The sequence below is a fragment of the Streptomyces sp. NPDC002853 genome (genome assembly GCF_053591915.1).
In genome coordinates this window covers 379,876-402,389 of record NZ_JBSFUS010000010.1, presented here as the reverse complement: position 1 = coordinate 402,389, position 22,514 = coordinate 379,876, and the positions used below count along the sequence as shown (strand labels likewise).

Here is a 22,514-nt window from a genome sequence, read left to right as displayed (position 1 = left end):
CTTGGCGTGTTCGTCACTTGGGGGACGCGTGGGCGGGGTGGGGTGGTTGCGGAGGGTGGGGTTCCCTTCCGGGGATCCTCTCCGGGATTCCTCTCCGGGGTTCCTTTCCCCAGCCCGGCCCACGTCAAAAGGCAGGCGGCTAGCCCAGCTTCGACACGTCTCGCACCGCGCCGCGGTCCGCGCTCGTGGCCATCGCCGCGTACGCCCGCAGTGCCGCCGAGACCTTGCGCTCGCGGGACTTGGGGGCGTAGACGCCGCCGAGGGCCTCGCGGCGGCGGGTCAGTTCGGACTCGTCGACGAGGAGTTCGATGCCGCGGTTCGGGATGTCGATGCGGATGCGGTCGCCGTCCTCGACCAGGGCGATCGTGCCGCCGGACGCCGCCTCGGGCGACGCGTGGCCGATCGACAGGCCCGATGTGCCGCCGGAGAAGCGGCCGTCCGTGACCAGGGCGCAGGCCTTGCCGAGGCCGCGGCCCTTCAGGAAGGACGTGGGGTAGAGCATCTCCTGCATGCCGGGGCCGCCCTTGGGGCCCTCGTAACGGATGACGACCACGTCGCCTTCCTTGATCTCCTTCTTGAGGATCTTGTCGACCGCTTCTTCCTGCGACTCGCAGACCACGGCCGGGCCCTCGAAGGTCCAGATCGACTCGTCGACGCCCGCCGTCTTCACGACGCAGCCGTCCACGGCGAGGTTGCCCTTGAGGACCGCGAGGCCGCCGTCCTCCGAGTAGGCGTGGGCCGCGTCCCTGATGCAGCCGCCCGCGGCGTCCGTGTCCAGGGTGTCCCAGCGCTTCGACTGGGAGAAGGCCGTCGCCGAGCGCTCGCAGCCCGGGGCCGCGTACCAGAGGTCGACCGCCTCGTCCGACGGGGAGCCGCCGCGCACGTCCCACGTGTCCAGCCAGTCCTTGATGGACGCGGAGTGGACCGTGTGCACGTCCTCGTTCAGGAGTCCCGCGCGGTACAGCTCGCCGAGGATCGCGGGGATGCCGCCCGCGCGGTGCACGTCCTCCATGTAGTACGTGCCGCCGGGCGCGACGTTCGGGGCGACCTTGGCCAGGCAGGGGACGCGGCGCGAGACGGCGTCCATGTCGGCCAGGGTGTAGTCGAGCTCCGCCTCCTGGGCGGCGGCCAGCAGGTGCAGGATCGTGTTCGTGGAGCCGCCCATGGAGATGTCGAGCGCCATGGCGTTGTCGAAGGCGGCGCGGGTGGCGATGTTGCGCGGCAGGACCGAGTCGTCGTCCCCGTCGTAGTACCGCTTGGCGATCTCGACGACCGTCGCGCCCGCCTTCTCGTACAGCGCCCTGCGGCCGGTGTGCGTGGCGAGCATCGAGCCGTTGCCCGGCAGGGAGAGGCCGATGGCCTCGGTCAGGCAGTTCATGGAGTTGGCGGTGAACATGCCGGAACAGCTGCCGCACGTCGGGCAGGCGTTCTCCTCGATGCGGAGGATGTCCTCGTCCGAGACGTTCTCGTCCACCGCGTCGCTGATCGCGTTGACCAGGTCGAGTTTGCGGACCGTGCCGTCGACCAGCGTGGCCTTGCCGGCCTCCATCGGGCCGCCGGAGACGAAGACCGTCGGGATGTTGAGGCGCAGGGCCGCGTTCAGCATGCCGGGGGTGATCTTGTCGCAGTTGGAGATGCAGATCAGCGCGTCCGCGCAGTGCGCCTCCACCATGTACTCCACCGAGTCCGCGATCAGGTCGCGGGAGGGCAGGGAGTAGAGCATGCCGCCGTGGCCCATAGCGATGCCGTCGTCGACGGCGATCGTGTTGAACTCGCGGGGGATGGCGCCCGCCGCCGTGATCGCCTCGGAGACGATGCGGCCGACCGGCTGCAGGTGGGTGTGGCCCGGGACGAACTCCGTGAAGGAGTTGGCGACGGCGATGATCGGCTTACGCCCGATGTCCGCGCCGGGTACACCGGAGGCACGCATAAGGGCGCGTGCGCCCGCCATGTTGCGGCCGTGGGTGACTGTGCGGGACCTGAGCTCGGGCATCGTCGCTCGCTCCTTCAGGGATCGGGAGAGACATAAGGATCGACTGTCCTCGAGCGTACGCCGACGCTCCACGATCTGGACAGGCTGTCCGAATAGCGGGACGACCGTCTCGGTGAGCGGCCACCGGGGACTCCGTACGACCGCCGGGTCTCCGTACCAGCGGCCGGGGACTCCGTACGAACGGCCGGGGACTCCGCGAACGGCCGGGGACTCCGTACGAGGCGGGCTCAGGGACCGGTCAGATGTCCCTGCACCACCGGCGCGATCCGCGCGATGATCGCCTCCGGGTCGGCGGATGCGAGGGGCTCCACCTGGATCACGTACCGCAGCATCGCCGTGCCGACCAGCTGCGCGGCCGCCAGCTCCGCCCGCAGCTCGGCGTCCGGCTGGTCGATCTGATCCGCCACCCTGCCGAGCAGCTGCGTCGCGATGAGGCGGCGGAAGACGGCAGCCGCCGTGTCGTTGTTCACCGCCGAGCGCACGATCGCGAGGAGCGGGACGCGGGTGGCGGGGTTCTCCCAGACGCCGAAGATGAAGCGGGTCAGGCGCTCGCCGACGCCGTCGAGCGGGCCGTCCTCGATCGCCGACGGCGCGTCGAGCGCGGGCGCGAAGGCCACTTCGATCGACGACTCGAAGACCTGCTCCTTCGTGCCGAAGTAGTGGTGCACCAGCGCCGAGTCCACCCCGGCGGCCTTGGCGATCCCGCGCACGGACGTCTTCTCGTACCCCCGCGCGGAGAACTCGGTGCGGGCCGCCTCCAGGATGCGGTCCCGCATGGCGGGGCCCACGGCCGACTGCGTACGGGAGGGGCGCCCCCTGCGGCGCGGAGCCGCCCCGCCCTGTGCCGACCCGCCCTGTGCCGACCCGCCCTGTGCCGCCGCCGTCACGACCGGGGCACCTTCACCGCGGACGCCAGATGCAGCCGCGTATAGGCAAGGGCCTCGGCGAGGTCCGCCTCCCGTTCGGCGCTGGACATCGCGCGCCGGGTGTTGACCTCGATGACGACGTGGCCGTCAAAGCCGCTCGTGGCGAGGCGCTCCAGGAGTTCGGCGCACGGCTGGGTGCCGCGGCCCGGCACCAGGTGCTCGTCCTTGGCGGAGCCCTTGCCGTCGGCGAGGTGGACGTGCCCGAGGCGGTCGCCCATGCGGTCGATCATCTGCATGGCGTCCGCGCGGGCGGTCGCGGTGTGGCTGAGGTCGACCGTGAAGTGGCGGTAGTCGTCCTTGGTGACGTCCCAGTCGGGGGCGTAGGCGAGCATCTCGCGGTCGCGGTAGCGCCACGGGTACATGTTTTCGACGGCGAATCGCACGTCCGTCTCGTCGGCCATCCGCCAGATGCCGTCGACGAAGGCGTTCGCGTACCCCCGCTGCCAGCGGAAGGGCGGATGCACGACGACGGTCGACGCGCCCAGCTTCTCGGCGGCGACCTGCGCGCGCTGGAGCTTCACCCACGGGTCCGTGGACCACACGCGCTGCGTGATCAGGAGACATGGCGCGTGAACGGCGAGGATCGGGATCTGGTGGTAGTCGCTGAGTCTGCGCAGGGCTTCGATGTCCTGGCTGACGGGATCCGTCCAGACCATGACCTCGACGCCGTCGTAGCCGAGGCGCGCGGCGATCTCGAAGGCCGTCGCCGTCGACTCCGGATAGACCGAGGCCGTCGACAGGGCGACCTTCGCATCCGGGATGCGCACCACTGGTTCTGCCACGAGGGACAGCGTACGGGCCACGCCTGGGCGTACGGGAGGTGGTCTCCCCCACACCCGGGTCGTATGTGACGTATGTCCCCGACCGCCGAGCCGTGTGTCTACGCGCCGTCGTCGGTGGTGGCCACCTGGGTGGCCGGAAGGTGGTCGAGCCTGCGCAGGATCACGCCCTCGCGCAGCGCCCAGGGGCAGATCTCCAGCGTCTCGACCCCGAAGAGATCCATGGCGCCCTCGGCGACGAGCGCCCCCGCGAGCAGTTGCCCGGCCCGCCCCTCGGAGACTCCGGGCAGCTCGGAGCGCTCGGCCGTCGTCATCGCCGCCAGCTGCGGGACCCAGTCCTCCAGGGACTTCCGCTTCAGCTCGCGCTGGACGTAGAGGCCGTCGGCGGAGCGTGCGGCGCCCGCGAGCCTGGCCAGCTGCTTGAACGTCTTCGACGTCGCCACGACGTGGTCCGGGGCGCCGAAGCGGCTGAACTCGCCCACCGTGCGCGCGATCTGGGCGCGCGCGTGCCGCCGCAACGCCTTCACGTCGGCCGGGTCCGGCGGGTCCTGGCTGAACCAGGCCGAGGTCAGGCGGCCGGCGCCGAGCGGCAGGCTGACCGCCGCGTCCGGCTCCTCGTCTATCCCGTACGCGATTTCGAGGGAGCCGCCGCCGATGTCGATGACCAGGAGTTTTCCCGCCGACCAGCCGAACCAGCGGCGGGCCGCGAGGAAGGTGAGGCGGGCTTCCTCGGCGCCGGTGAGGACCTGCAGGTCGACGCCGGTCTCCTCCTTGACGCGGGCCAGGACCTGATCGGCGTTACCGGCCTCGCGTACGGCGGAGGTCGCGAACGGCAGCAGATCCTCCACGCCCTTGTCCTCCGCCGCCTCCATCGCGTCACGCACGGTGCCGACGAGGAGGTCGACGCCTTCGGGGCCGATCGCCCCGGCCTCGTCGAGGAGTTGGGCGAGGCGAAGGTCCGCCTTGTGCGAGTAGGCGGGCAGGGGGCGCGCGCCGGGGTGGGCGTCCACCACCAGCAGATGCACCGTGTTCGAACCTACGTCGAGGACACCGAGTCTCATATACGGAACGCTACTGCGCGTACGGCGGTCGCTGGTCCTCGGACCGGGTACCGCGCGCATACCCTGGAGATGTGCCAAAGACGAAAAAGGCGAAGACCGACAAAACGAAGTCAAAGAAGATGTCGGGGAAGCCGGAGAAGCCGGGGAAACCGGGGAAGGTGCAGCCGGACGAGAAGGGCCTCGACTTCGCCCGCGCCTGGGTGGAGTTCCCGGATCCCGCGGACGACGAGCAGGTCTTCCGCTGCGATCTGACATGGCTGACCTCTCGGTGGACCTGCATCTTCGGCAGTGGCTGCCAGGGCATCCAGGCGGGCCGGGCGGACGACGGCTGCTGCACGCTGGGCGCGCACTTCTCGGACGAGGACGACGAGAAGCGCGTCGCCGAGTCCGTGGCGCGGCTCACGCCGGACATCTGGCAGCACCACGACATCGGCACGGTGAGCGGCTGGGTGTCGACGGACGACGACGGCGAGCGCCAGACCCGCCCGTACAACGGCTCCTGCATCTTCCAGAACCGCCCCGGTTTCGCCGGGGGCGCGGGGTGCTCGCTGCACATCCTGGCGCTGAAGGAGGGCCGCGAGCCGCTGGAGACGAAGCCGGACGTCTGCTGGCAGCTGCCGGTCCGCCGGACGTACGAGTGGATCGACAGGCCCGACGACACGCGCATCCTGCAGGTGTCCATCGGGGAGTACGACCGGCGGGGCTGGGGCCCCGGCGGCCACGATCTGCACTGGTGGTGCACGTCGGCGACGTCGGCGCACGGCGCCGGTGACCCGGTGTACGTCTCCTACCGCCCCGAGCTGACGGAGCTGATGGGCAAGGAGGGGTACGACCGGCTCGCGGAGCTGTGCGAGGAGCGGCTCGCTTCCCAGCTGCCTCTGCTTGCGCCGCATCCGGCGGATCCTTCGCGGTAGAGGGACCGGGCCCTTGAGGGACTAGCCCTCACTCGGGCTCGGCCCGCCGCTGTCACTCGGCGGTGGTGTCGAGTTCCCCGGGTCTGACGGCGTCGGCGTCGGGTCGGGGGACGTCGGGGTCGGGTCCGGGGTTGAAGGCGTCGGGGTCGGATCAGGAGTAGGCGTCGGCCTCGGCTTCGGTGGGGTCGGGGTCGGCCTGGGGCCGGGATGTGTCGGGCGCCCCGAACCGCTGCCGTAGCCGCCGATCGAGATGATCGCCCCCGAGGGCGCGACGGAGACCCGTGCGCTCCAGTGGCCCGCCGGCTCCCGCGCATGGTCGACGTACACCCGGATCGTGAACGTCTCCCCCGGTGCGAGTGTCCCGGAGGACCGGCTCAGGTAGAGCCAGGACGCCCCCGTGCTCGCCGACCAGTGGACCGGCTCGCCCCCTGACGCGGAGAGCGTGATCAAGGTCGTGCCGCCGCTCGGCCGTGCCTGGACGGTGAGGCGGCCCGCTCCGGTCGCGGAACGGGAGGGGGGCGATCCGGCGCTGATGACCTCCACGGAGACGTCCGGTGAGCGGCTGCCCGCGGTGAAGCGCGGGTCGGGCGGCGTGTGGGCGTTGCCCGCGTTCTCGTAGTCCTCGCGCCGCCGGTCGCCGTTCATCCCGTCGGCCCCGGCCTCGCTCGCGCTGACCGAGCGGCCGTCCTGGCCCTCGCCGGTGAGCGGCGCTCCCCGGTAGGCCGCCCAGAGGGCGAGCACCGGGGCGGCCACCACGGTGGCGACGACCGTCGTCGTCACGGCACGCGCGCGCATCCGGTCGCGGCGGGCGGCGTGGTCCTTGGGGTCCATCGGGAATCCGTGCCGGTCGAAGCGCGGACCGCCGCCCCGCGCGCGCGGGACGTGCGCCATCGCCACGTGCACGGCGGCCCGCGGGGCCTCGATGACCGGCAGGGCGGCGGGGGACGCCGCGGTGCCGGGCCAGGCCGGGGATCCGGCGCGCTCGGCGGTGCGGCGGCAGCGCGGGCAGTCGTCGACGTGCCGGACGAGCTCGCGGCGCAGGGCCGTGCCGAGCAGGAGTTGGTTGTCGCCGGTGAGGCGGGCGACGATCGGGCAGGTGCCGGTCTCCACGACGGCGAGCGCGGCCCGGGTGCGCTCCACCTCGCAGGCGGCGGACGCGAGGAGGTCGCGGGTCTTCACGAGGTCCATGCCGATGACCGCGGCGACTTCCTTGGCGCTGAGCTGGTGGCGTACGGCGAGCTCCAGGGCCTCGCGCTGTTCGGGCGTCGTTCCCGCGGCCTCGGGCCAGGCCAGCTGGGCGAGTTCGCGGCGCCGCTGCCGCTCCTTCTCGTCCGGGAGCGTCTCGGGGCCGTCCGCGGGGCCGTTCGCGGGTCCGTGCGCGGGTCCGTCCGGTTTCGGTGCGCGGGGAGCCGCTCCGGAGGCGTGGGCGCCGCCCTGCCGCTTGCGCTTGGCCTCGGCGAGGGCGCGCAGGCAGACCCAGCGGGCGAGTGCGTACAGCCAGGACCTCAGTTCGGCCTCGGTGGCGGGGCCGCGTGAGCCGCGTCGCTCGGCGATGGCGAGCACGTCGCCCAGGGCGGCGGTCGCGGTGTCGTGATCGCAGAGCACGGACAGGCAGTACGTGAACAGGCCGTCCAGACAGGGCTCATAGCGTGCGGGCGGCGCCTGCGGCACCGAGCGGGGCACAACGCGCTGGCGCGCGTCACGATGCGCCCGGTGTGCGCCGGTTGCTTGGGTGGGGGTTTCCGGCCTGCTGCTCATCACCCGTGCGAAGTTAGGCGGATGATGCCGGGCCTCTCCTCCCACTTGAGCACATTTAATCCTTACGGGTGAACAGATCCCTCAAAAGGGGACAGGAACCCATGATTCCGTGACCCGCGCACGCGCCCGAAACGGTTCGCCTCTCGCACAGTCGGCCGCCGTCGGTGAATGTCAGTGGGGCCCGCTACGGTTCGGTTCATGGCTGCCCGTACGAAGTCCGGCAAAGACCGGCCGTCCTATCGCTGCACCGAGTGCGGCTGGCAGACGGCCAAGTGGCTCGGCCGCTGCCCCGAGTGCCAGGCCTGGGGCACGGTCGAGGAGTACGGCGCGCCCGCTGTCCGCACCACCGCCCCCGGCCGCGTCACCTCCACCGCCCTGCCCATCGGCGAGGTCGACGGCCGCCGGGCCACCGCACGCTCCACCGGCGTCCCCGAGTTCGACCGCGTCCTTGGCGGCGGCCTGGTGCCCGGCGCCGTGGCCCTGCTCGCCGGCGAGCCCGGCGTCGGCAAGTCGACGCTGCTCCTGGACGTCGCGGCGAAGTCGGCAAGCGACGAACACCGCACGTTGTATGTGACGGGTGAGGAGTCCGCGAGCCAGGTCCGGCTGCGCGCCGACCGCATCAAGGCGATCGACGACCACCTCTATCTCGCGGCGGAGACCGATCTGGCCGCCGTCCTCGGGCACTTGGACGCGGTGAAGCCCTCCCTCCTCATCCTCGACTCGGTCCAGACGATCGCCTCCCCGGAGATCGACGGGGCGCCGGGCGGCATGGCCCAGGTCCGCGAGGTGGCGGGTGCGCTGATCCGCGCCTCCAAGGAGCGCGGCATGTCCACGCTCCTGGTCGGCCACGTCACCAAGGACGGCGCCATCGCGGGACCCCGCCTCCTGGAACACCTCGTGGACGTCGTCCTGTCCTTCGAGGGCGACCGCCACGCGCGCCTGCGTCTCGTACGAGGCGTCAAGAACCGCTACGGGACGACGGACGAGGTCGGCTGCTTCGAACTGCACGACGAGGGCATCACCGGCCTCGCCGATCCCAGCGGCCTCTTCCTCACCCGCCGCACGGAGGCCGTCCCCGGCACCTGTCTGACGGTCACGCTCGAAGGCCGCCGCCCCCTGGTGGCCGAGGTCCAGGCCCTCACCGTCGACTCCCAGATCCCCTCCCCCCGGCGCACCACGTCGGGTCTGGAGACCTCCCGCGTCTCGATGATGCTGGCCGTCCTCGAACAGCGGGGCCGCATCACCGCACTCGGCAAGCGCGACATCTACAGCGCGACGGTCGGCGGCGTGAAGCTCTCCGAGCCCGCCGCGGACCTCGCGATCGCCCTCGCCCTGGCCAGTGCGGCGAGCGACACCCCGCTGCCGAAAAATCTCGTCGCGATCGGCGAAGTGGGCCTGGCGGGCGAGGTCAGACGGGTCACGGGAGTGCAGCGCAGGCTCGCCGAAGCGCACCGTCTGGGCTTCACGCACGCCCTTGTCCCGGCCGACCCGGGCAAGATCCCGGCCGGTATGAAGGTCACCGAAGTCGCCGACATGGGGGACGCGCTACGGGTACTTCCGAGGTCGCGTCGCAGAGAGGCCCCACGGGAGGCCGAAGAGCGCCGGTAGACTTTGCCCTGGTCTCGCCCATCCGTACGAAGCGGTCGTACGGACCGGGGCTTGGACAACCCGCGACCCGAGGAGTGCAGTGGCAGCCAACGACCGGGCGTCAGCTCCCGGCAAGCCCGGTGGGAGTTCCGGCGCCGACGGGCTGATGCGCGCCTCCCTGAGCGCGGTCGCGCCCGGCACGGGCCTGCGCGACGGACTGGAACGCATCCTCCGCGGCAACACCGGAGGGCTCATCGTCCTCGGCTGGGACAAAACCGTCGAATCGATGTGTACGGGCGGATTCATCCTGGACGTCGAGTTCACGGCGACGCGGCTGCGCGAGCTGTGCAAGCTCGACGGCGGCATCGTCGTCGACAAGGACATCACCAAGATCCTGCGGGCGGGCGTGCAGCTCGTCCCCGACCCGACGATCCCCACCGAGGAGACGGGCACCCGGCACCGCACCGCGGACCGCGTGTCCAAGCAGGTGGGCTTCCCCATCGTCTCCGTCTCCCAGTCGATGCGCCTCATCGCGCTCTACGTGGACGGGCAGCGCAAGGTCCTCGAGGACTCGGCGGCGATCCTGTCCCGCGCGAACCAGGCCCTCGCGACCCTGGAGCGGTACAAGCTGCGCCTCGACGAGGTGGCGGGCACCCTGTCCGCCCTGGAGATCGAGGACTTGGTGACGGTGCGGGACGTCACCGCCGTCGCCCAGCGCCTGGAGATGGTCCGCCGCATCGCCACGGAGATCGCCGAGTACGTGGTGGAGCTGGGCACCGACGGCCGTCTTCTCGCCCTCCAGCTGGACGAGTTGATCGCGGGCGTCGAGCCCGAGCGCGAGCTGGTCGTCCGGGACTACGTGCCCGAGCCGACCGCCAAGCGCTCCCGCACGGTCGAGGAGGCGCTCTTCGAACTGGACGCGCTGAGCCACGCGGAACTTCTCGAACTGCCCACCGTGGCACGGGCTTTGGGTTACACCGGCTCCCCCGAGGCGCTGGACTCCGCGGTCTCCCCGCGGGGCTTCCGCCTGCTCGCCAAGGTGCCGCGCCTTCCCGGCGCGATCATCGACCGCCTGGTCGAGCACTTCGGGGGGCTGCAGAAGTTGCTCGCCGCGAGCGTCGATGACCTGCAGACCGTGGACGGGGTGGGGGAAGCGCGGGCCCGGAGTGTCCGTGAGGGTCTCTCGCGCCTGGCCGAGTCGTCGATCCTGGAGCGGTACGTCTAAAGCGGGAGGATGCTGCTGGGTGGGTGGTTCACGCCCACCCACCCGGTCACCCGACGGTCAGCTGTCCTCCAGGACGAACGACGTCTTCACCGAACCCAGTCCGGGGGACTTGGCCTCCACGAGATACGTGCCGGGGGACGCGCTGCCCGCCGAAGGCGTCGCGCAGTTCGGCTCGCTCCCCCGGCGGTCCCACTCCACGGTGTGCGTGACGCGCCCGTCGCCCGGCACCCGCAGCAGGAGGCTGCCGCCGCCCGCGGGGCAGTCCGCCGAGGACCAGATCTCCTTGTCGCCGTCCGCCTGAGTGATCGTCAGCACCGTCTTCTTGCCGCCGAGATCCACCTTGCATGCCTTGCCCGCGCTGTTCTGGGCGACGAGTTCGAACTTCGGCTTCTCGCCGACCTCGTACCGGTTGTGGATGCTCTTCAGCTTCAACTTCACGTCACCGCTCACGCAGTTGGGCAGGCTCGACCCCGCGGGCAGTTGTCCGCCCGCACCGCCGCCGCCCTTGGCGCCGTCGTCCGAGCCGCTGCCGTCGCCGCCGCCGGAGCCGCCCGAGCCGTCGGACCCTCCGGGGTCACCTGAGCCGCCGCCGGAGCCACCGGAGCCGCCCGAGCCGGAGTCGCCCCCGTCGCCCGACTCCTCGCGCCCGCCCGGGTTTTGACTGATGGCGGGCCCGGAGCCGGAAGGCCCTGGCGTGATGGACGTGGCGGGCCCGGAGCCCGACGGGCCGTCGGCACCGTCCTTCTTGCCCCCACCGCCCATGGTGATCACCCACACGGCCAGCAGCGCCAGCAGTCCGATCAAGGACAGCAGAACGGCCCTCCGACGCCAGTAGATGGTGGAGGGAAGCGGCCCGACCGGATTGCGCAGAGATCCCACGGCCCAAACCTTACGAGAGATCCGGGCCTTGTCCTGCCCCACCCGCCGCCCAGAGTCACAAAGTTTGCGGATCATCATCACGGAACCACTAACTCCGCTTTCTTACCCCTGTCTTTCGTCAGGGGGCGTGACGGGTCGATCGCCGGGTGTGACGATTCGGACCCACTACGTACCGTCCGTAATCATGGACACCATGACCGACGATCTCTATCGCGATGTCACCGACTTCGCCAACGACACCCCTACCTGGTTCCAGCATCTCGCCGAGGTGTGGACGGAACTCGGACTGCTGCTTTTCGGTGCGCTCTTCATCGTCGCCTGGTGGCGGGCACGGCGTTCGGACCCCCGCGCCCTCGCGATAGCTGTCCTCGCGCCCCTCGTCACGGCGGTGGCCTACGTCTGCAGCGAGATGCTCAAGTCCGCGATCGACGAGGAGCGTCCGTGCCGGGCCGTCGCCGGCGCGGTCACCTCGATCGTCGAGTGCCCCGCGTACGGCGACTGGTCCTTCCCCAGCAACCACTCGACGATCGCGGGTGCCGCCGCCGTGGGTCTGGCGCTCGCCTGGCCGCGGATCGCGGCGCTGACGCTGCCGATGGCCGTCCTCATGGCGTTCTCGCGGGTCTTCGTGGGCGTGCACTATCCGCATGACGTGGCGGTGGGCCTGCTTCTGGGCGCCGCGCTCGCCCTCCTGCTCGTACGTCTGGCGACCCGTCCCGTGGGGCGGGTCGTCGAGACGATGCGCGGTTCGTCGACGGGCGTCGTCAGGTGGTTCGCGGGGCCGGGTGATCCGGCGTCGGCAGCGCAGGAGGGGGCGCGGGCGGGATCGCACCGGCGGCCCGCTTCGCACCGCCGCTGAGGTTCGTGCGGGGGCGTCAGAGCCGCACAAGTCCCGCCTCGTAGGCCACGATCGCCGCCTGGACGCGGTTCTTGACCCCGAGCCGGTCGAGGACCGCGCTCACGTATGCCTTGACCGTGCCCTCCACCAGATGGAGCCGGGCGGCGATCTCCGGGTTGGACAGGCCCTCGCCGACGAGCCCGAGCACCTCGCGCTCGCGCGGGGTGAGGACCGCGGTCCGCGCGCGGGCGTCGGCGCCGCGGGCCATGCGCTGGGCGCCGTAGCCGTCGATGACGTGGCGGGCCACCTTGGGCGAGAGGAAGGCGGCGCCGCCGGCCACCGCGCGTACGCCCGCGATGAGTTCGTGCGGGTCACCGGACTTCAGCAGGAAGCCGGTGGCTCCCCCGCTCAGCGCTCGTGCGACGTACGCGTCCTCGGAGAAGGTCGTCAGCATCGCGACCGCGGTGCCGGGCACCGTCCGTACGATCTCCTCGCCCGCGGCCAGGCCGTCGAGCCCCGGCATACGGATGTCGAGCAGGGCGACGTCGGGCCGGTGGGCCTGGGCCAGGGTGATGGCCTCTCTCCCGTCGCCCGCCTCCGCGACGACCTCGATGTCCTCGCCCGCGCCGAGGATCGCGCGGACGCCCGCGCGGATCATCGCCTCGTCGTCGGCCAGCAGTACGCGGATCACCGCACCCGCTCCTTTCCGTGCTCGGCCCCCGCTTTGGGGATCACGCTCTTGTCCACGAGGGCCCCGTCCCTGAAACAGACCCTGAAGTGCCGGACGGTGACGAAGAGTTCACCGCTGGCGCGGTAGTAGCGGCAGTCCGCTCCTTCGGGCGGCGGAGTCGGGGCGCGCTCCGCGGGCGGGTCGGACGCGGTCAGGCCCGGGAGCAGGCGTTCGGCCTCGGCCTGGGCCTGGCCGACCGACAGGCGGGCGAAGTCGGCCGGTCGCAGGACGGCGTGCGACCGCGAGTACGCGTACCAGGCGAAGGCGCCGCCGACGAGCAGGACTCCGGTGGCCAGGGCGGCGCCGAAGGCGAGCAGGGTCCGGCGGCGGGCATGGGCGAGACCTGGGCCGGTGGGCGCCGGTTCCGCCACCGGGCCGGTGGGCCGCGCGGGAAGCGGCGCTTCGGCGCGGGCCTGGACCCGGGCTTCGACCCGGAAACCGTCGTCGTGCGGGCCCGCGTCGAGAGTGCCGCCGAGGTCTTCGACCCTGGCCCGCAGATTCACCAGGCCGGAGCCCGCGCCGGGGCCGGAACCGGGGCGCTGGGGCGCTCCGTTGGTGACGACGACCGCCGTTTCGCGCACTTCTACCGTGACGGGGGCGCCGGGGGCGTGTCTGGCGGCGTTGGTGAGGGCTTCCTGGACGACGCGGTAGAACGTCCGCTCGGCGGCTTCCGTCCGGGTCACCTCCGTACGCTCCCCTCCCTCACCGTCGTGCAGGTACCGCACCGGCAGCCCTGAATCGGCGGCTCGCTCGACGAGGGCCCGTACGCTTTCGCCCGCCGGGCCGAGGGGTGCGGCCTCGTCGCCCTCCTCCCTCAGCAGCCCGATGATCTCGTGCAGCCGGTCGGTGGCGTCCGACGCGGCCACGCGAAGGTCGGCGGCGGCGGTGCGGTGCCGGTCCGGCAGGTCGGCGGCCACCTGGAGGGCGCCTGCCCGCACCGCGATGAGGCTCAGTTCGTGGCCGAGGGAGTCGTGCATGTCCTGGGCGATGCGGGCGCGTTCCCGCAGCCTGGCCCGGTCGGCGACGATGCGCTGCTCGCGCTCCAGTTGGGCGGCGCGGGTCCAGCCCGCGGCGGAGAGTTCGCGGGCCTGGCGGAGGTAGCGCCCGGCGAGCCAGGGGAAGACGGCCCCGAAGAGCAGGGTTCCCATGAGCACGAGCCACTCCACGACGGGGTCGGCGCCCCGTACGGCGATCTTGGCTGTGCCGATGAGCGCGGTGGCCCCGAAGACGAGTGCCGCGGGGCGGAGTTGGGCGGACCGGCGGCCCATGAGCAGCGCGAGGACGGCCAGGGCGGGGCCGTACGAGACGGTGAACAGGGAAGGTGCCGTGGCGAGGCCAAGTGCCGCGGCCACCGCGAAGGCTCCGGCCGGCCGGCGGTGCCGGACGGCCACGGCCAGGACCAGGGCGGTGGCTCCGGCCGCCTGCAGCCATGCCGGTCGCGGCTCGTTCAAGCCCAGTGGCCCCGCGCTCACCGCGGGGATCACCAGGGCCACCCATAGGAGGGCTCCCCGCCCCCGGCCACTCTTCACCCCCCGAAGCTACTTCTCCCTCCCCGGGCCCCACCCCTGCCGATCGTCAGGTCCTCCCGGCAGAGGAGAGGCCGGCCCGAGCGGGTGGCCGGCATAAAGCGGCCCCGCCTGGCCCGCCCCCCGGTGGGGGCGTGGCAGGATCGTCGTGCCATGACTGCGCCCACGAAGCCCATGCCAATGTCAGACAGCCCCGAGCCCGCCGGCGAGGCCCTGCACGGTCCCGTCATCGCCTGGTTCGACGCGAACGCGCGCGACCTGCCGTGGCGTCGGTCCGACGCCGGGCCCTGGGGCGTGATGGTCAGCGAGTTCATGCTGCAGCAGACGCCGGTCAGCCGCGTCCTGCCGGTGTACGAGCAGTGGATCGCCCGCTGGCCCCGCCCCGCCGACCTCGCCAAGGAAGCCCCGGGTGAGGCCGTCCGCGCCTGGGGACGCCTCGGCTACCCCCGCCGGGCGCTCCGCCTGCACGGCGCCGCCGTCGCCATAACGGAACGGCACGGCGGCGACGTACCGGCCAAGCACGCGCAGCTCCTCGCGCTGCCCGGCATCGGCGAGTACACCGCCGCGGCCGTCGCCTCGTTCGCGTACGGCCAGCGGCACGCCGTGCTCGACACGAACGTGCGCCGCGTCTTCGCGCGCGCCGTCACCGGCGTGCAGTACCCGCCCAACGCCACCACCGCCGCCGAGCGCAAGCTGGCCCGCGCCCTCCTCCCCGAGGACGAGCGCACGGCGTCCCGCTGGGCCGCCGCCTCCATGGAGCTCGGCGCCCTCGTCTGCACCGCCAAGAACGAGAACTGCGCACGGTGCCCCATCGCCGCGCAGTGCGCGTGGCAGGGCGCCGGCAAGCCGGCGCATCAAGGGCCGGCCCGCCGGGGCCAGACGTACGCGGGCACGGACCGCCAGGTCCGCGGCAAGCTGCTCGCGGTGCTCCGCGAGGCCGTCGCCCCCGTGCCGCAGGCGGCCCTCGACCGGGTGTGGGACGAGCCCGTGCAGCGGGCCCGCGCCCTGGACGGACTCGTCTCCGACGGTCTCGTCGAGCCGCTTCCCGAGGGGCTCTACCGGCTCCCCCTGACCTAGCTTTACGCCCCGCCTACTTCTGTTACACAACCGACGGAAGGCCGTGCGCCCGCCGGTGGCTGCTCCGCACAGCCTCGTGACAACGCCTCCGTAGCTTCATAGCCGTACCGCACAAGCAGCGGTGGTCGGTGAACGGAGGCGGTTGGGTATGGCGCACGGCGAGGTGCTCGAGTTCGAAGAGTACGTCCGCACTCGGCAGGACGCCCTGCTGCGCAGTGCCCGGCGCCTGGTCCCCGACCCCGTCGACGCCCAGGACCTCCTTCAGACCGCGCTCGTGCGGACGTACGGCCGCTGGGACGGCATAGCCGACAAGCGGCTCGCGGACGCCTACCTGCGCCGCGTCATGATCAACACGCGTACGGAGTGGTGGCGGGCCCGCAAGCTCGAAGAGGTCCCCACCGAGCAGCTGCCCGACGCCCGCGTGGAAGACTCCACCGAACAGCACGCGGACCGTGCCCTCCTGATGGACATCATGAAGGTCCTCGCACCCAAGCAGCGCAGCGTCGTCGTGCTGCGACACTGGGAGCAGATGTCCACGGAGGAGACGGCCGCGGCACTCGGCATGTCCGCGGGAACGGTCAAGAGCACCCTGCACCGGGCGCTCGCCCGGCTCCGCCAGGAGCTGGAGAGCCGCGACCGCGAGGAGCCCGCCACCGGCGCGCTCGAACGTGAGGAGCGGGAGCGTTGCGCGGCCTAAGCACCCGGGCTGGCAGGACGATGAGGGCGGGGAGCGCGGCGGCTGTCGCACTCGCCGCCATCGGCCTTTTCCTCACCGCCTGCTCGACCGGCGGCTCCGGCGCCCGCGACGAGGGCCCCGGCAACCGCGGCGAGACGGTGATGACCCCCTCGCCGTCCCCGACGCCGTCGACGACGTCCGCGCCTTCGCCGCCCTCCAGCCTGGAGGCAGTCGCACTCGTCAAGGACGACCCGAAGGTGAGCCGGACGGTCAAGCGCGACCTGAAGCCCTGCGTCGCCGACGAGTATCCCGTCGACGTCTCGTACGGCAACCTGACCGGAGGCTCCGCCTCCGATGTCGTGGTGAACATCATGACCTGCGGCGATGCGGTCGGCACCAGCAGTTACGTGTATCGCGTCGAAGGCAAGAAGTACGAGAATGTCTTCCAGGACGAGGAGCCGCCCGTCTACGCGGAGATCGACCGCGGCGACCTGGTGGTGACCAAGCAGGTGTACGAGAAGGGTGACCCGGTGTCGTATCCGTCCGGCGAGGAAGTCATCACGTACCGCTGGTCCTCGAACCACTTCACCGAGACGGACCGCACCCGCAGTCACTACAGCAGCGCGGCGGGCGGCGACGCACCCGCTCCGACGGAGAACTGAGAGAACTGAGAGCCCCCGATGGCAGAGCACACGCATGTCCTGTTCGTCGAGGACGACGACGTCATCCGCGAGGCGACGCAGCTCGCGCTCGAACGGGACGGCTTCGTCGTCACCGCGATGCCCGACGGTCTGCGGGGCCTTGAGGCCTTCCGCGCCGACCGCCCCGACATCGCGCTGCTCGACGTGATGGTGCCGGGGCTCGACGGCGTCTCCCTGTGCCGCCGCATCCGCGACGAGTCGACGGTTCCGGTGATCATGCTCTCGGCGCGTGCCGACTCCATCGACGTCGTGCTCGGCCTGGAGGCGGGTGCCGACGACTACGTGACCAAGCCCTTCGACGGCGCCGTCCTGGTCGCCAGGATTCGCGCCGTCCTCCGCCGCTTCGGGCACGCGAGCGGTGCCGACTCGGGGGCGCCCGTCGGCGGTGAGGGCGGTTCGCCGGACGGCGGCGTACTGCACTTCGGTGATCTGGAGATCGACACGGAGGGCATGGAGGTCCGCAAGGACGGCGCCCCGGTGGCGCTGACGCCGACCGAGATGCGCCTGCTGCTCGAATTCTCGTCCGCGCCCGGCACGGTCCTCTCCCGCGACAAGCTCCTGGAGCGCGTGTGGGACTACGGCTGGGGCGGTGACACCCGCGTCGTCGACGTCCACGTGCAGCGGCTGCGCACGAAGGTGGGCCAGGACCGGATCGAGACGGTCCGCGGCTTCGGCTACAAGCTCAAGGCGTGAGCCGACGGCATGGCTGATCTCATTCACGTCACGCGGCTCGCAGGCGTGGCGCATTCCGGGGGACACATATGAGCGGGGGCACGGTGGCCGGGCTGCGCGCCCGCCTGCGCACGAGGCAGGGCTCAGGCCTGCGCACGAGGCAGGGCTCAGGCCTGCGCGCGAGGCTGGGCTCCGGCCTGCGCACCGGCGTGCGCTGGAAGATCAGCGCGGCCATCGCGCTGGTCGGCGCGCTCGTCGCGGTGGCGCTGAGCCTGGTCGTGCACAACGCGGCGCGCGTGTCGATGCTCGACAACGCGCGCGACGTGCAGGACGAGCGGATTCTCTACGCCCAGCGGATCTACGAGACGTCCGGGCGCACGGGCCAGTTCGGCATGAAGATCGACGACCCGGAGATGCCCAAGGACCTCCTGACGAAGGTGCTCGCCGGGCGGCGCGCGACGTACGTGGAGGACCACGAGGGCGGCGTGCCGGACATCTGGGCGGCGGTGCCCCTGAGCGACGGCCACATCCTGTCGCTGCACACCCGGTTCACCGACCGCAGCGCCACCGTGATGAAGGACCTCGACCAGGCCCTGGTCATCGGCTCCATCTCGGTCGTCTTCGGCGGCTGCGCGCTCGGCGTGCTCATCGGCGGCCAGCTCTCGCGGCGCCTGCGCAAGGCGGCGACCGCGGCGCAGGAGGTCGCCCAGGGGCAGACGGACGTGAGCGTCCGGGATGCCATCGGCGGCGTCGTACGCGATGAGACCGATGACCTCGCGCGGTCGGTGGACGCGATGGCGGACGCGCTCAAGCAGCGCCTGGAAGCGGAGCGGCGGGTGACGGCGGACATCGCGCACGAGCTGCGTACGCCGGTGACCGGCCTGCTCACGGCGGCCGAACTGCTTCCGCCGGGCCGCCCGACCGAGCTGGTCAGGGACCGGGCGCAGGCGATGCGCACACTGGTCGAGGACGTGCTCGAAGTGGCGCGGCTGGACAGCGCGGCCGAGCGTGCCGAGCTGCAGGACCTGATGCTCGGCGAGTTCGTGACGCGGCGGATCGCGGTGCTGAACTCGGACGTGAGCGTGACGGTGGTGCACGAGTCGGAGGTGACCACCGACCCGCGCCGCCTCGAGCGCATCCTCGGCAACCTCCTCGCCAACGCGGCCAAGCACGGCAAGCCGCCGGTCGAGGTCAGCGTCGAGGGCCGCGTGGTGCGGGTGCGCGACCACGGCCCCGGGTTCCCCGCGGGTCTCCTGGAGGAGGGCCCGAGCCGTTTCCGCACCGGCAGCACGGACCGCGCGGGCGTCGGGCACGGCCTGGGCCTGACGATCGCGGCGGGCCAGGCGCGGGTCCTGGGCGCGCGGCTCACCTTCCGCAACGTGACCCCCGCGGGCGCGGCCCCGCAGGACCCGGCGGAGGGCGCGGTGGCAGTCCTCTGGCTGCCGGAACACGCCCCGACGAACACGGGCAGCTTCCCGATCCTGCAGCTCCCGGACAAGTACAAGTAGCGAGTCAAAAGCGGCAGGAGAAACGGGCCCCGGCACCAGAAGGTGCCGGGGCCCGTTCGCTCGGGGGAACAGGGGCCGCAGGTCAGACGGTCTCCGCGACCGCGTCCCGCGGACCGGGGGCGGCGTCCCCAGCCGCACCCTCGGCCGGCTTCTCGCCCCCGGGGGCGGACTCCTCGGGCCCGTCCCCCTTGCCGGGCGCGGCCCCCCGCAGGGGAACCTCCTTGACGAAGAGTGCCGCGATCAGCGCGGCGACCCCGATGATCGCGCCCAGCAGGAACGCCGAGTGCGTACCGGCGGACACCGCGTGCTGGTACGCGTCCCGCACCGCCTCCGGCAGCTTCGCCAGACTGTCCGCGTCCAGCTGCGCCGACTGCTCGGTGACCTTGCCGCCGAGCTCCCCGGCGCGCGAGGCCATCGTGTCCTCGACCCGGCTGTTGAAGAGCGCCCCCATGATCGCGACGCCGAACGAGGAGCCGAGCGTACGGAAGAGCGTGGCCGAGGACGACGCGACGCCCATGTCCTTCATCTCGACGCTGTTCTGCGCGACCAGCATGGTGATCTGCATCAGGCAGCCCATGCCCGCACCGAGCACCGCCATGTAGAGGCCCGACGTGAACCGCGAGGTGTCGGTGTCCATCTGCGACAGCAGGAAGAGGCCGAGGACCATCAGTACGGTGCCGGCGATCGGGAAGATCTTGTACTTGCCGGTGGAGGTGGTGAACCGGCCCGAGAAGAACGAGACGACCATCATCGAGAGCAGCATCGGCAGGAGCAGAAGCCCGGAGTTGGTGGCCGAGGCGCCCTGCACCGCCTGCTGGTAGAGCGGCAGGAACAGCATCGCGCCGAACATCACGAACCCGGTGAGGAAGCCGATCACCGACATGAGCGTGAAGTTGAGGCTGCGGAAGATGTGCAGCGGCAGGATCGGCTCGGCGGCCTTCTTCTGCACGATGACGAAGCTGATGAGCGCGACCACCCCGATCGCGATGAGCTCCATGATCACGGTCGAGGACCACGCGTACTCCGTGCCGCCCCAGGTGGTGACGAGCACGAGCGAGCTGATGCCGACGGTCAGGAGCGCCGCGCCGAGGTAGTCGATGCGCCCCTCCGCCTTCTTCTTCGGCAGGTGAAGGACCGCGGTCACCATGGCGAGCGCGACGGCGCCGAGCGGCAGGTTGATGTAGAAGGCCCAGCGCCAGCCGAGGTGGTCGGTGATGGTGCCGCCGACGAGCGGCCCGCCGATCATGGCGACCGCCATGACGCCGGTCATCATGCCCATGTACTTGCCGCGCTCCCGCGGCGTGACGAGCTCACCGATGATCGCCATGACGCCGACCATCAGGCCGCCCGCGCCCAGTCCCTGCACGGCTCGGAAGCCGATCAGCTGGCCCATGTCCTGCGCCATGCCGCTGAGCACGGAGCCGAGCAGGAAGATGACGATGGAGGTGAGGAAGACGCCCTTGCGCCCGTACATGTCGCCGAGCTTGCCCCAGATGGGGGTCGAGGCGGCGGTCGCGAGCATGTACGCGGTGACGACCCACGACAGGTGCTCCATGCCGCCGAGGTCACCGACGATCGTCGGCATCGCGGGGCTGACGATCATGTTGTCGAGCATCGCGAGCAGGATGGTGACCATCAGCGCCAACATCACGACGCGCACACTGCGCGCCGGCGGCGCGTCCTTCGCCTGCTCCCCCGGCTGTATCTCTGTCTCGGCCATGTTCCCCACTCCCCGGTTCCCCACGTCGTACTCCTACTTACTTGCCGACCGGCAAGCTGACTACACTGAGGGAAACTAGACCCCTAACTAGCCGGGCGTCAAGTAAGTAAAATCGGGTCCAAGGATTCGAGTGTCCGAAGATTCGAGTGTCCGAAGATTCAGGTGTCCGAGGATTCGAGCAGAGGGAGCCAGGGAGCAAGAGATGGTCACCGGCAAGCAGCAGCGCCGCGGGGACACCCGCCAGCGCATCCAGGACGTGGCCCTCGAACTCTTCGCCGAGCAGGGGTACGAGAAGACGTCACTGCGTGAGATCGCGGAGCGTCTGGACGTCACGAAGGCGGCGCTCTACTACCACTTCAAGACCAAGGAAGACATCCTCACCAGCATCTTCGAGGACCTGACCAGGCCGATCGACGAGCTGGTGGAGTGGGGCACGGAGCAGCCGCGCACGCTGGAGACCAAGCGGACGATCCTGACCAGCTACAGCGAGATCCTCAAGGACGCGTCCCCGCTCTTCCGCTTCATGCAGGAGAACCAGGCGACGATGCGGGACCTGAAGACGGGCGAGACCTTCAAGGACCGCATGCTCAGCCTGCTCGACATCCTGCGGGACCCGGACGCGCCGATGACGACCCAGGTGCGCTGCTTCAGCGCGCTGTTCACGATGCACGGCGGGATGTTCGTGCTCAAGGACGCAGAAGGCGACCCCGAGGAGAAGCGCAAGGCCATCCTGGAGGTCGCCATCGATCTGGTGACACAGGCGCACGAGGGCGCCTGAGCAGTCGGGTGGGTCAGACGGTGACACCGTTGGAGCGCAGGAACGCGACCGGGTCGACCGCCGAGCCGTAGTTCGGGGTCGTACGGATCTCGAAGTGCAGGTGCGGGCCGCTGGAGTTACCGGTGTTGCCGGAGGCGGCGATGTGCTGGCCCGTGCCGACGCTCTGGCCGACGCGCACGTCGATCTTCGACAGGTGCGCGTACTGCGAGAACGTGCCGTTGTCGTGCTTGATCACGATGGCGTTGCCGTACGCGGGACCGTCGCCGGCGCCGTTGCCGCCGGCCTTGACGACGGTGCCGTTGTGCACGGCCTCGACCGAGGTGCCGATCGACACGGCGAAGTCCTGGCCGGAGTGCTTGCTGGACCACATGTTGCCGCCGAGACCGAAGGACGCGGAGAGCGTGTACTTGTCGACCGGGTCCTGCCAGCCCGCGGCCTTCTTGGCGGCGGCCTGCTTGGCCTTGGTGGCGGCCTGCTGAGCCTTGGACGCGGCCTTGGCCTGGGCGTCGGCCTGCGCGGCTATCGAGTTGGCGGAGACGCCGGGCAGCGCGCCGCCCTTGGCGTCGGCCGCGGCCGCGATGCCGGTACCGAGAACGGCGGAGGCGCCGAGCCCGAGGGTGGCGACGGTGACGACGGCCGTCCGCGTACGGAGCAGGGACAGGCCGGACTGGGTGGACGTGGCGCGCTTCGACATGGCGGATGACCTCCGGGATGGGGAGCGTGTACGTGACACCGCCGCTGTCGCTGCGTGGCACGTGGGGCTGGTACTGCGTCTGTGACTGCGTCTGGGTCTGGGTCCGAGACACAGAGGGACCCGGCACACGCTTCGCTGCGTTTCCGCCGGGGCCCCACCTTGGTAACCCGCACCCCGCCCCCTGCTCAAACACCCCATCTACTACCTAATGCCGTAGCCAACCGCCCCTCTTTCGACCCCTTGACACCGACAAATTCCGACAATTCCCCCTTCAACCATCTGCCGGAATTGGCGCTCGGAGTCAGGTTTAACCCCACTTCCAAAGGGCACCTCGGGCCAGCACTGGCACGTTCCGCGGGGGGACCCTCCCGACGCACCCAAGGTCCCGGGGGTTGCGGGCCGAAGGTCCCGGCCACCGGTCGGGCCGGTCCCACTATTCCGCCTAGTACCGGACATATCGCCTGTGCGTCATGTC

Annotated in this window: 20 protein-coding genes; 10 read left to right on the top strand and 10 right to left on the bottom strand. The window is 71.3% G+C overall.

The genetic code is table 11. The annotated features are described in order from the left end of the window. Positions 1-139 precede the first annotated feature (139 nt). The 4 genes from ilvD to ACWD02_RS28765 form a co-directional block, all read right to left on the bottom strand. Positions 140-1,993 carry a dihydroxy-acid dehydratase gene (gene ilvD / locus ACWD02_RS28780; RefSeq protein ID WP_451215315.1) on the bottom strand — a complete coding sequence of 618 codons (1,854 nt, stop codon included), beginning with the start codon at positions 1,991-1,993 and terminating at the stop codon, positions 140-142. Between the two features lie 227 nt (positions 1,994-2,220). Beyond that, complete coding sequence (locus ACWD02_RS28775) at positions 2,221-2,781, bottom strand: TetR/AcrR family transcriptional regulator (protein ID WP_451215361.1); 561 nt, start codon at positions 2,779-2,781, stop codon at positions 2,221-2,223. A 95-nt stretch (positions 2,782-2,876) separates the two neighbouring features. Further along, positions 2,877-3,701, bottom strand: a complete 825-nt coding sequence (locus tag ACWD02_RS28770) for a sugar phosphate isomerase/epimerase family protein (protein ID WP_451215313.1) — start codon at positions 3,699-3,701, stop codon at positions 2,877-2,879. 98 nt (positions 3,702-3,799) lie between these two features. Next, positions 3,800-4,759: a Ppx/GppA phosphatase family protein gene (locus ACWD02_RS28765; protein ID WP_451215311.1), complete on the bottom strand. Its 960-nt coding sequence runs from the start codon at positions 4,757-4,759 to the stop codon at positions 3,800-3,802. 71 nt (positions 4,760-4,830) lie between these two features. Between ACWD02_RS28765 and ACWD02_RS28760 the strand changes: the two genes are divergently transcribed. Beyond that, entirely contained in the window at positions 4,831-5,673 is an 843-nt protein-coding gene (locus ACWD02_RS28760) for a hypothetical protein (RefSeq protein WP_451215309.1), read from the top strand. A 21-nt stretch (positions 5,674-5,694) separates the two neighbouring features. Here ACWD02_RS28760 and ACWD02_RS28755 read toward each other — a convergent pair whose 3' ends face one another. Continuing rightward, a complete protein-coding gene (locus ACWD02_RS28755; RefSeq protein ID WP_451215307.1) occupies positions 5,695-7,431 on the bottom strand; it encodes a BACON domain-containing protein in 1,737 nt (578 codons plus the stop codon). Between the two features lie 198 nt (positions 7,432-7,629). Between ACWD02_RS28755 and radA the strand changes: the two genes are divergently transcribed. After that, positions 7,630-9,039 carry a DNA repair protein RadA gene (gene radA / locus ACWD02_RS28750; RefSeq protein WP_451215305.1) on the top strand — a complete coding sequence of 470 codons (1,410 nt, stop codon included), beginning with the start codon at positions 7,630-7,632 and terminating at the stop codon, positions 9,037-9,039. Positions 9,040-9,118: 79 nt separating this feature from the next. Next, positions 9,119-10,243: a DNA integrity scanning diadenylate cyclase DisA gene (gene disA / locus ACWD02_RS28745; RefSeq protein ID WP_363210644.1), complete on the top strand. Its 1,125-nt coding sequence runs from the start codon at positions 9,119-9,121 to the stop codon at positions 10,241-10,243. A gap of 57 nt (positions 10,244-10,300) precedes the next feature. On the opposite strand, the gene ACWD02_RS28740 is transcribed toward disA, so the two are convergent. Then, positions 10,301-11,122, bottom strand: a complete 822-nt coding sequence (locus ACWD02_RS28740) for a hypothetical protein (protein ID WP_451215303.1) — start codon at positions 11,120-11,122, stop codon at positions 10,301-10,303. Positions 11,123-11,306: 184 nt separating this feature from the next. Here ACWD02_RS28740 and ACWD02_RS28735 point away from each other — a divergent pair, with 184 nt between their 5' ends. Next, entirely contained in the window at positions 11,307-11,978 is a 672-nt protein-coding gene (locus ACWD02_RS28735; protein WP_451215301.1) for a phosphatase PAP2 family protein, read from the top strand. Between the two features lie 16 nt (positions 11,979-11,994). Here the strand turns inward: ACWD02_RS28735 and ACWD02_RS28730 are convergent, their stop codons facing one another. Both ACWD02_RS28730 and ACWD02_RS28725 read right to left on the bottom strand, forming a co-directional pair. Continuing rightward, a complete protein-coding gene (locus tag ACWD02_RS28730) occupies positions 11,995-12,648 on the bottom strand; it encodes a response regulator transcription factor (RefSeq protein ID WP_451215299.1) in 654 nt (217 codons plus the stop codon). Next, on the bottom strand, positions 12,645-14,180 hold the full coding sequence (locus ACWD02_RS28725) for a sensor histidine kinase (protein ID WP_451215297.1): 1,536 nt from the start codon (positions 14,178-14,180) through the stop codon (positions 12,645-12,647). Before ACWD02_RS28725 ends, ACWD02_RS28730 begins: the two co-directional genes overlap by 4 nt. A 186-nt stretch (positions 14,181-14,366) precedes the next feature. On the opposite strand from ACWD02_RS28725, the gene ACWD02_RS28720 reads away from it, so the two are divergent. The 5 genes from ACWD02_RS28720 (at position 14,367) to cseC (ending at position 18,847) form a co-directional block, all read left to right on the top strand. Beyond that, positions 14,367-15,290 (top strand): A/G-specific adenine glycosylase, encoded by a 924-nt coding sequence (locus tag ACWD02_RS28720; RefSeq protein WP_451215295.1) that lies wholly within the window; start codon positions 14,367-14,369, stop codon positions 15,288-15,290. A gap of 148 nt (positions 15,291-15,438) precedes the next feature. Beyond that, a complete protein-coding gene (locus ACWD02_RS28715) occupies positions 15,439-15,987 on the top strand; it encodes a SigE family RNA polymerase sigma factor (protein WP_344524701.1) in 549 nt (182 codons plus the stop codon). 20 nt (positions 15,988-16,007) lie between these two features. Next, positions 16,008-16,628, top strand: coding sequence for a hypothetical protein (locus ACWD02_RS28710; RefSeq protein ID WP_451215293.1), 621 nt, complete (start codon positions 16,008-16,010; stop codon positions 16,626-16,628). 18 nt (positions 16,629-16,646) lie between these two features. Further along, positions 16,647-17,360, top strand: a complete 714-nt coding sequence (cseB, locus tag ACWD02_RS28705; protein WP_451215291.1) for a two-component system response regulator CseB — start codon at positions 16,647-16,649, stop codon at positions 17,358-17,360. Between the two features lie 68 nt (positions 17,361-17,428). Beyond that, complete coding sequence (gene cseC / locus ACWD02_RS28700) at positions 17,429-18,847, top strand: two-component system sensor histidine kinase CseC (RefSeq protein WP_451215289.1); 1,419 nt, start codon at positions 17,429-17,431, stop codon at positions 18,845-18,847. 82 nt (positions 18,848-18,929) lie between these two features. On the opposite strand, the gene ACWD02_RS28695 is transcribed toward cseC, so the two are convergent. Next, positions 18,930-20,567, bottom strand: a complete 1,638-nt coding sequence (locus tag ACWD02_RS28695) for an MDR family MFS transporter (protein ID WP_451215287.1) — start codon at positions 20,565-20,567, stop codon at positions 18,930-18,932. 202 nt (positions 20,568-20,769) lie between these two features. On the opposite strand from ACWD02_RS28695, the gene ACWD02_RS28690 reads away from it, so the two are divergent. Next, on the top strand, positions 20,770-21,345 hold the full coding sequence (locus tag ACWD02_RS28690; RefSeq protein ID WP_451215285.1) for a TetR/AcrR family transcriptional regulator: 576 nt from the start codon (positions 20,770-20,772) through the stop codon (positions 21,343-21,345). A 13-nt stretch (positions 21,346-21,358) separates the two neighbouring features. On the opposite strand, the gene ACWD02_RS28685 is transcribed toward ACWD02_RS28690, so the two are convergent. Next, positions 21,359-22,039: a M23 family metallopeptidase gene (locus tag ACWD02_RS28685; RefSeq protein ID WP_451215283.1), complete on the bottom strand. Its 681-nt coding sequence runs from the start codon at positions 22,037-22,039 to the stop codon at positions 21,359-21,361. Between the last annotated feature and the right edge of the window lie 475 nt (positions 22,040-22,514).

Excerpts from the sequence above, each read along its gene's own strand:
- ACWD02_RS28685 (WP_451215283.1), bottom strand. The coding sequence starts at position 22,039 with ATGTCGAAGCGCGCCACGTCCACCCAGTCCGGCCTGTCCCTGCTCCGT.
- ACWD02_RS28735 (WP_451215301.1), top strand. The coding sequence starts at position 11,307 with ATGGACACCATGACCGACGATCTCTATCGCGATGTCACCGACTTCGCC.
- ACWD02_RS28755 (WP_451215307.1), bottom strand. The coding sequence starts at position 7,431 with ATGAGCAGCAGGCCGGAAACCCCCACCCAAGCAACCGGCGCACACCGG.
- cseC (WP_451215289.1), top strand. The coding sequence starts at position 17,429 with ATGAGCGGGGGCACGGTGGCCGGGCTGCGCGCCCGCCTGCGCACGAGG.
- radA (WP_451215305.1), top strand. The coding sequence starts at position 7,630 with ATGGCTGCCCGTACGAAGTCCGGCAAAGACCGGCCGTCCTATCGCTGC.
- ACWD02_RS28695 (WP_451215287.1), bottom strand. The coding sequence starts at position 20,567 with ATGGCCGAGACAGAGATACAGCCGGGGGAGCAGGCGAAGGACGCGCCG.
- ACWD02_RS28765 (WP_451215311.1), bottom strand. The coding sequence starts at position 4,759 with ATGAGACTCGGTGTCCTCGACGTAGGTTCGAACACGGTGCATCTGCTG.
- ilvD (WP_451215315.1), bottom strand. The coding sequence starts at position 1,993 with ATGCCCGAGCTCAGGTCCCGCACAGTCACCCACGGCCGCAACATGGCG.
- ACWD02_RS28690 (WP_451215285.1), top strand. The coding sequence starts at position 20,770 with ATGGTCACCGGCAAGCAGCAGCGCCGCGGGGACACCCGCCAGCGCATC.
- cseB (WP_451215291.1), top strand. The coding sequence starts at position 16,647 with ATGGCAGAGCACACGCATGTCCTGTTCGTCGAGGACGACGACGTCATC.
- ACWD02_RS28715 (WP_344524701.1), top strand. The coding sequence starts at position 15,439 with ATGGCGCACGGCGAGGTGCTCGAGTTCGAAGAGTACGTCCGCACTCGG.
- ACWD02_RS28720 (WP_451215295.1), top strand. The coding sequence starts at position 14,367 with ATGACTGCGCCCACGAAGCCCATGCCAATGTCAGACAGCCCCGAGCCC.
- ACWD02_RS28710 (WP_451215293.1), top strand. The coding sequence starts at position 16,008 with ATGAGGGCGGGGAGCGCGGCGGCTGTCGCACTCGCCGCCATCGGCCTT.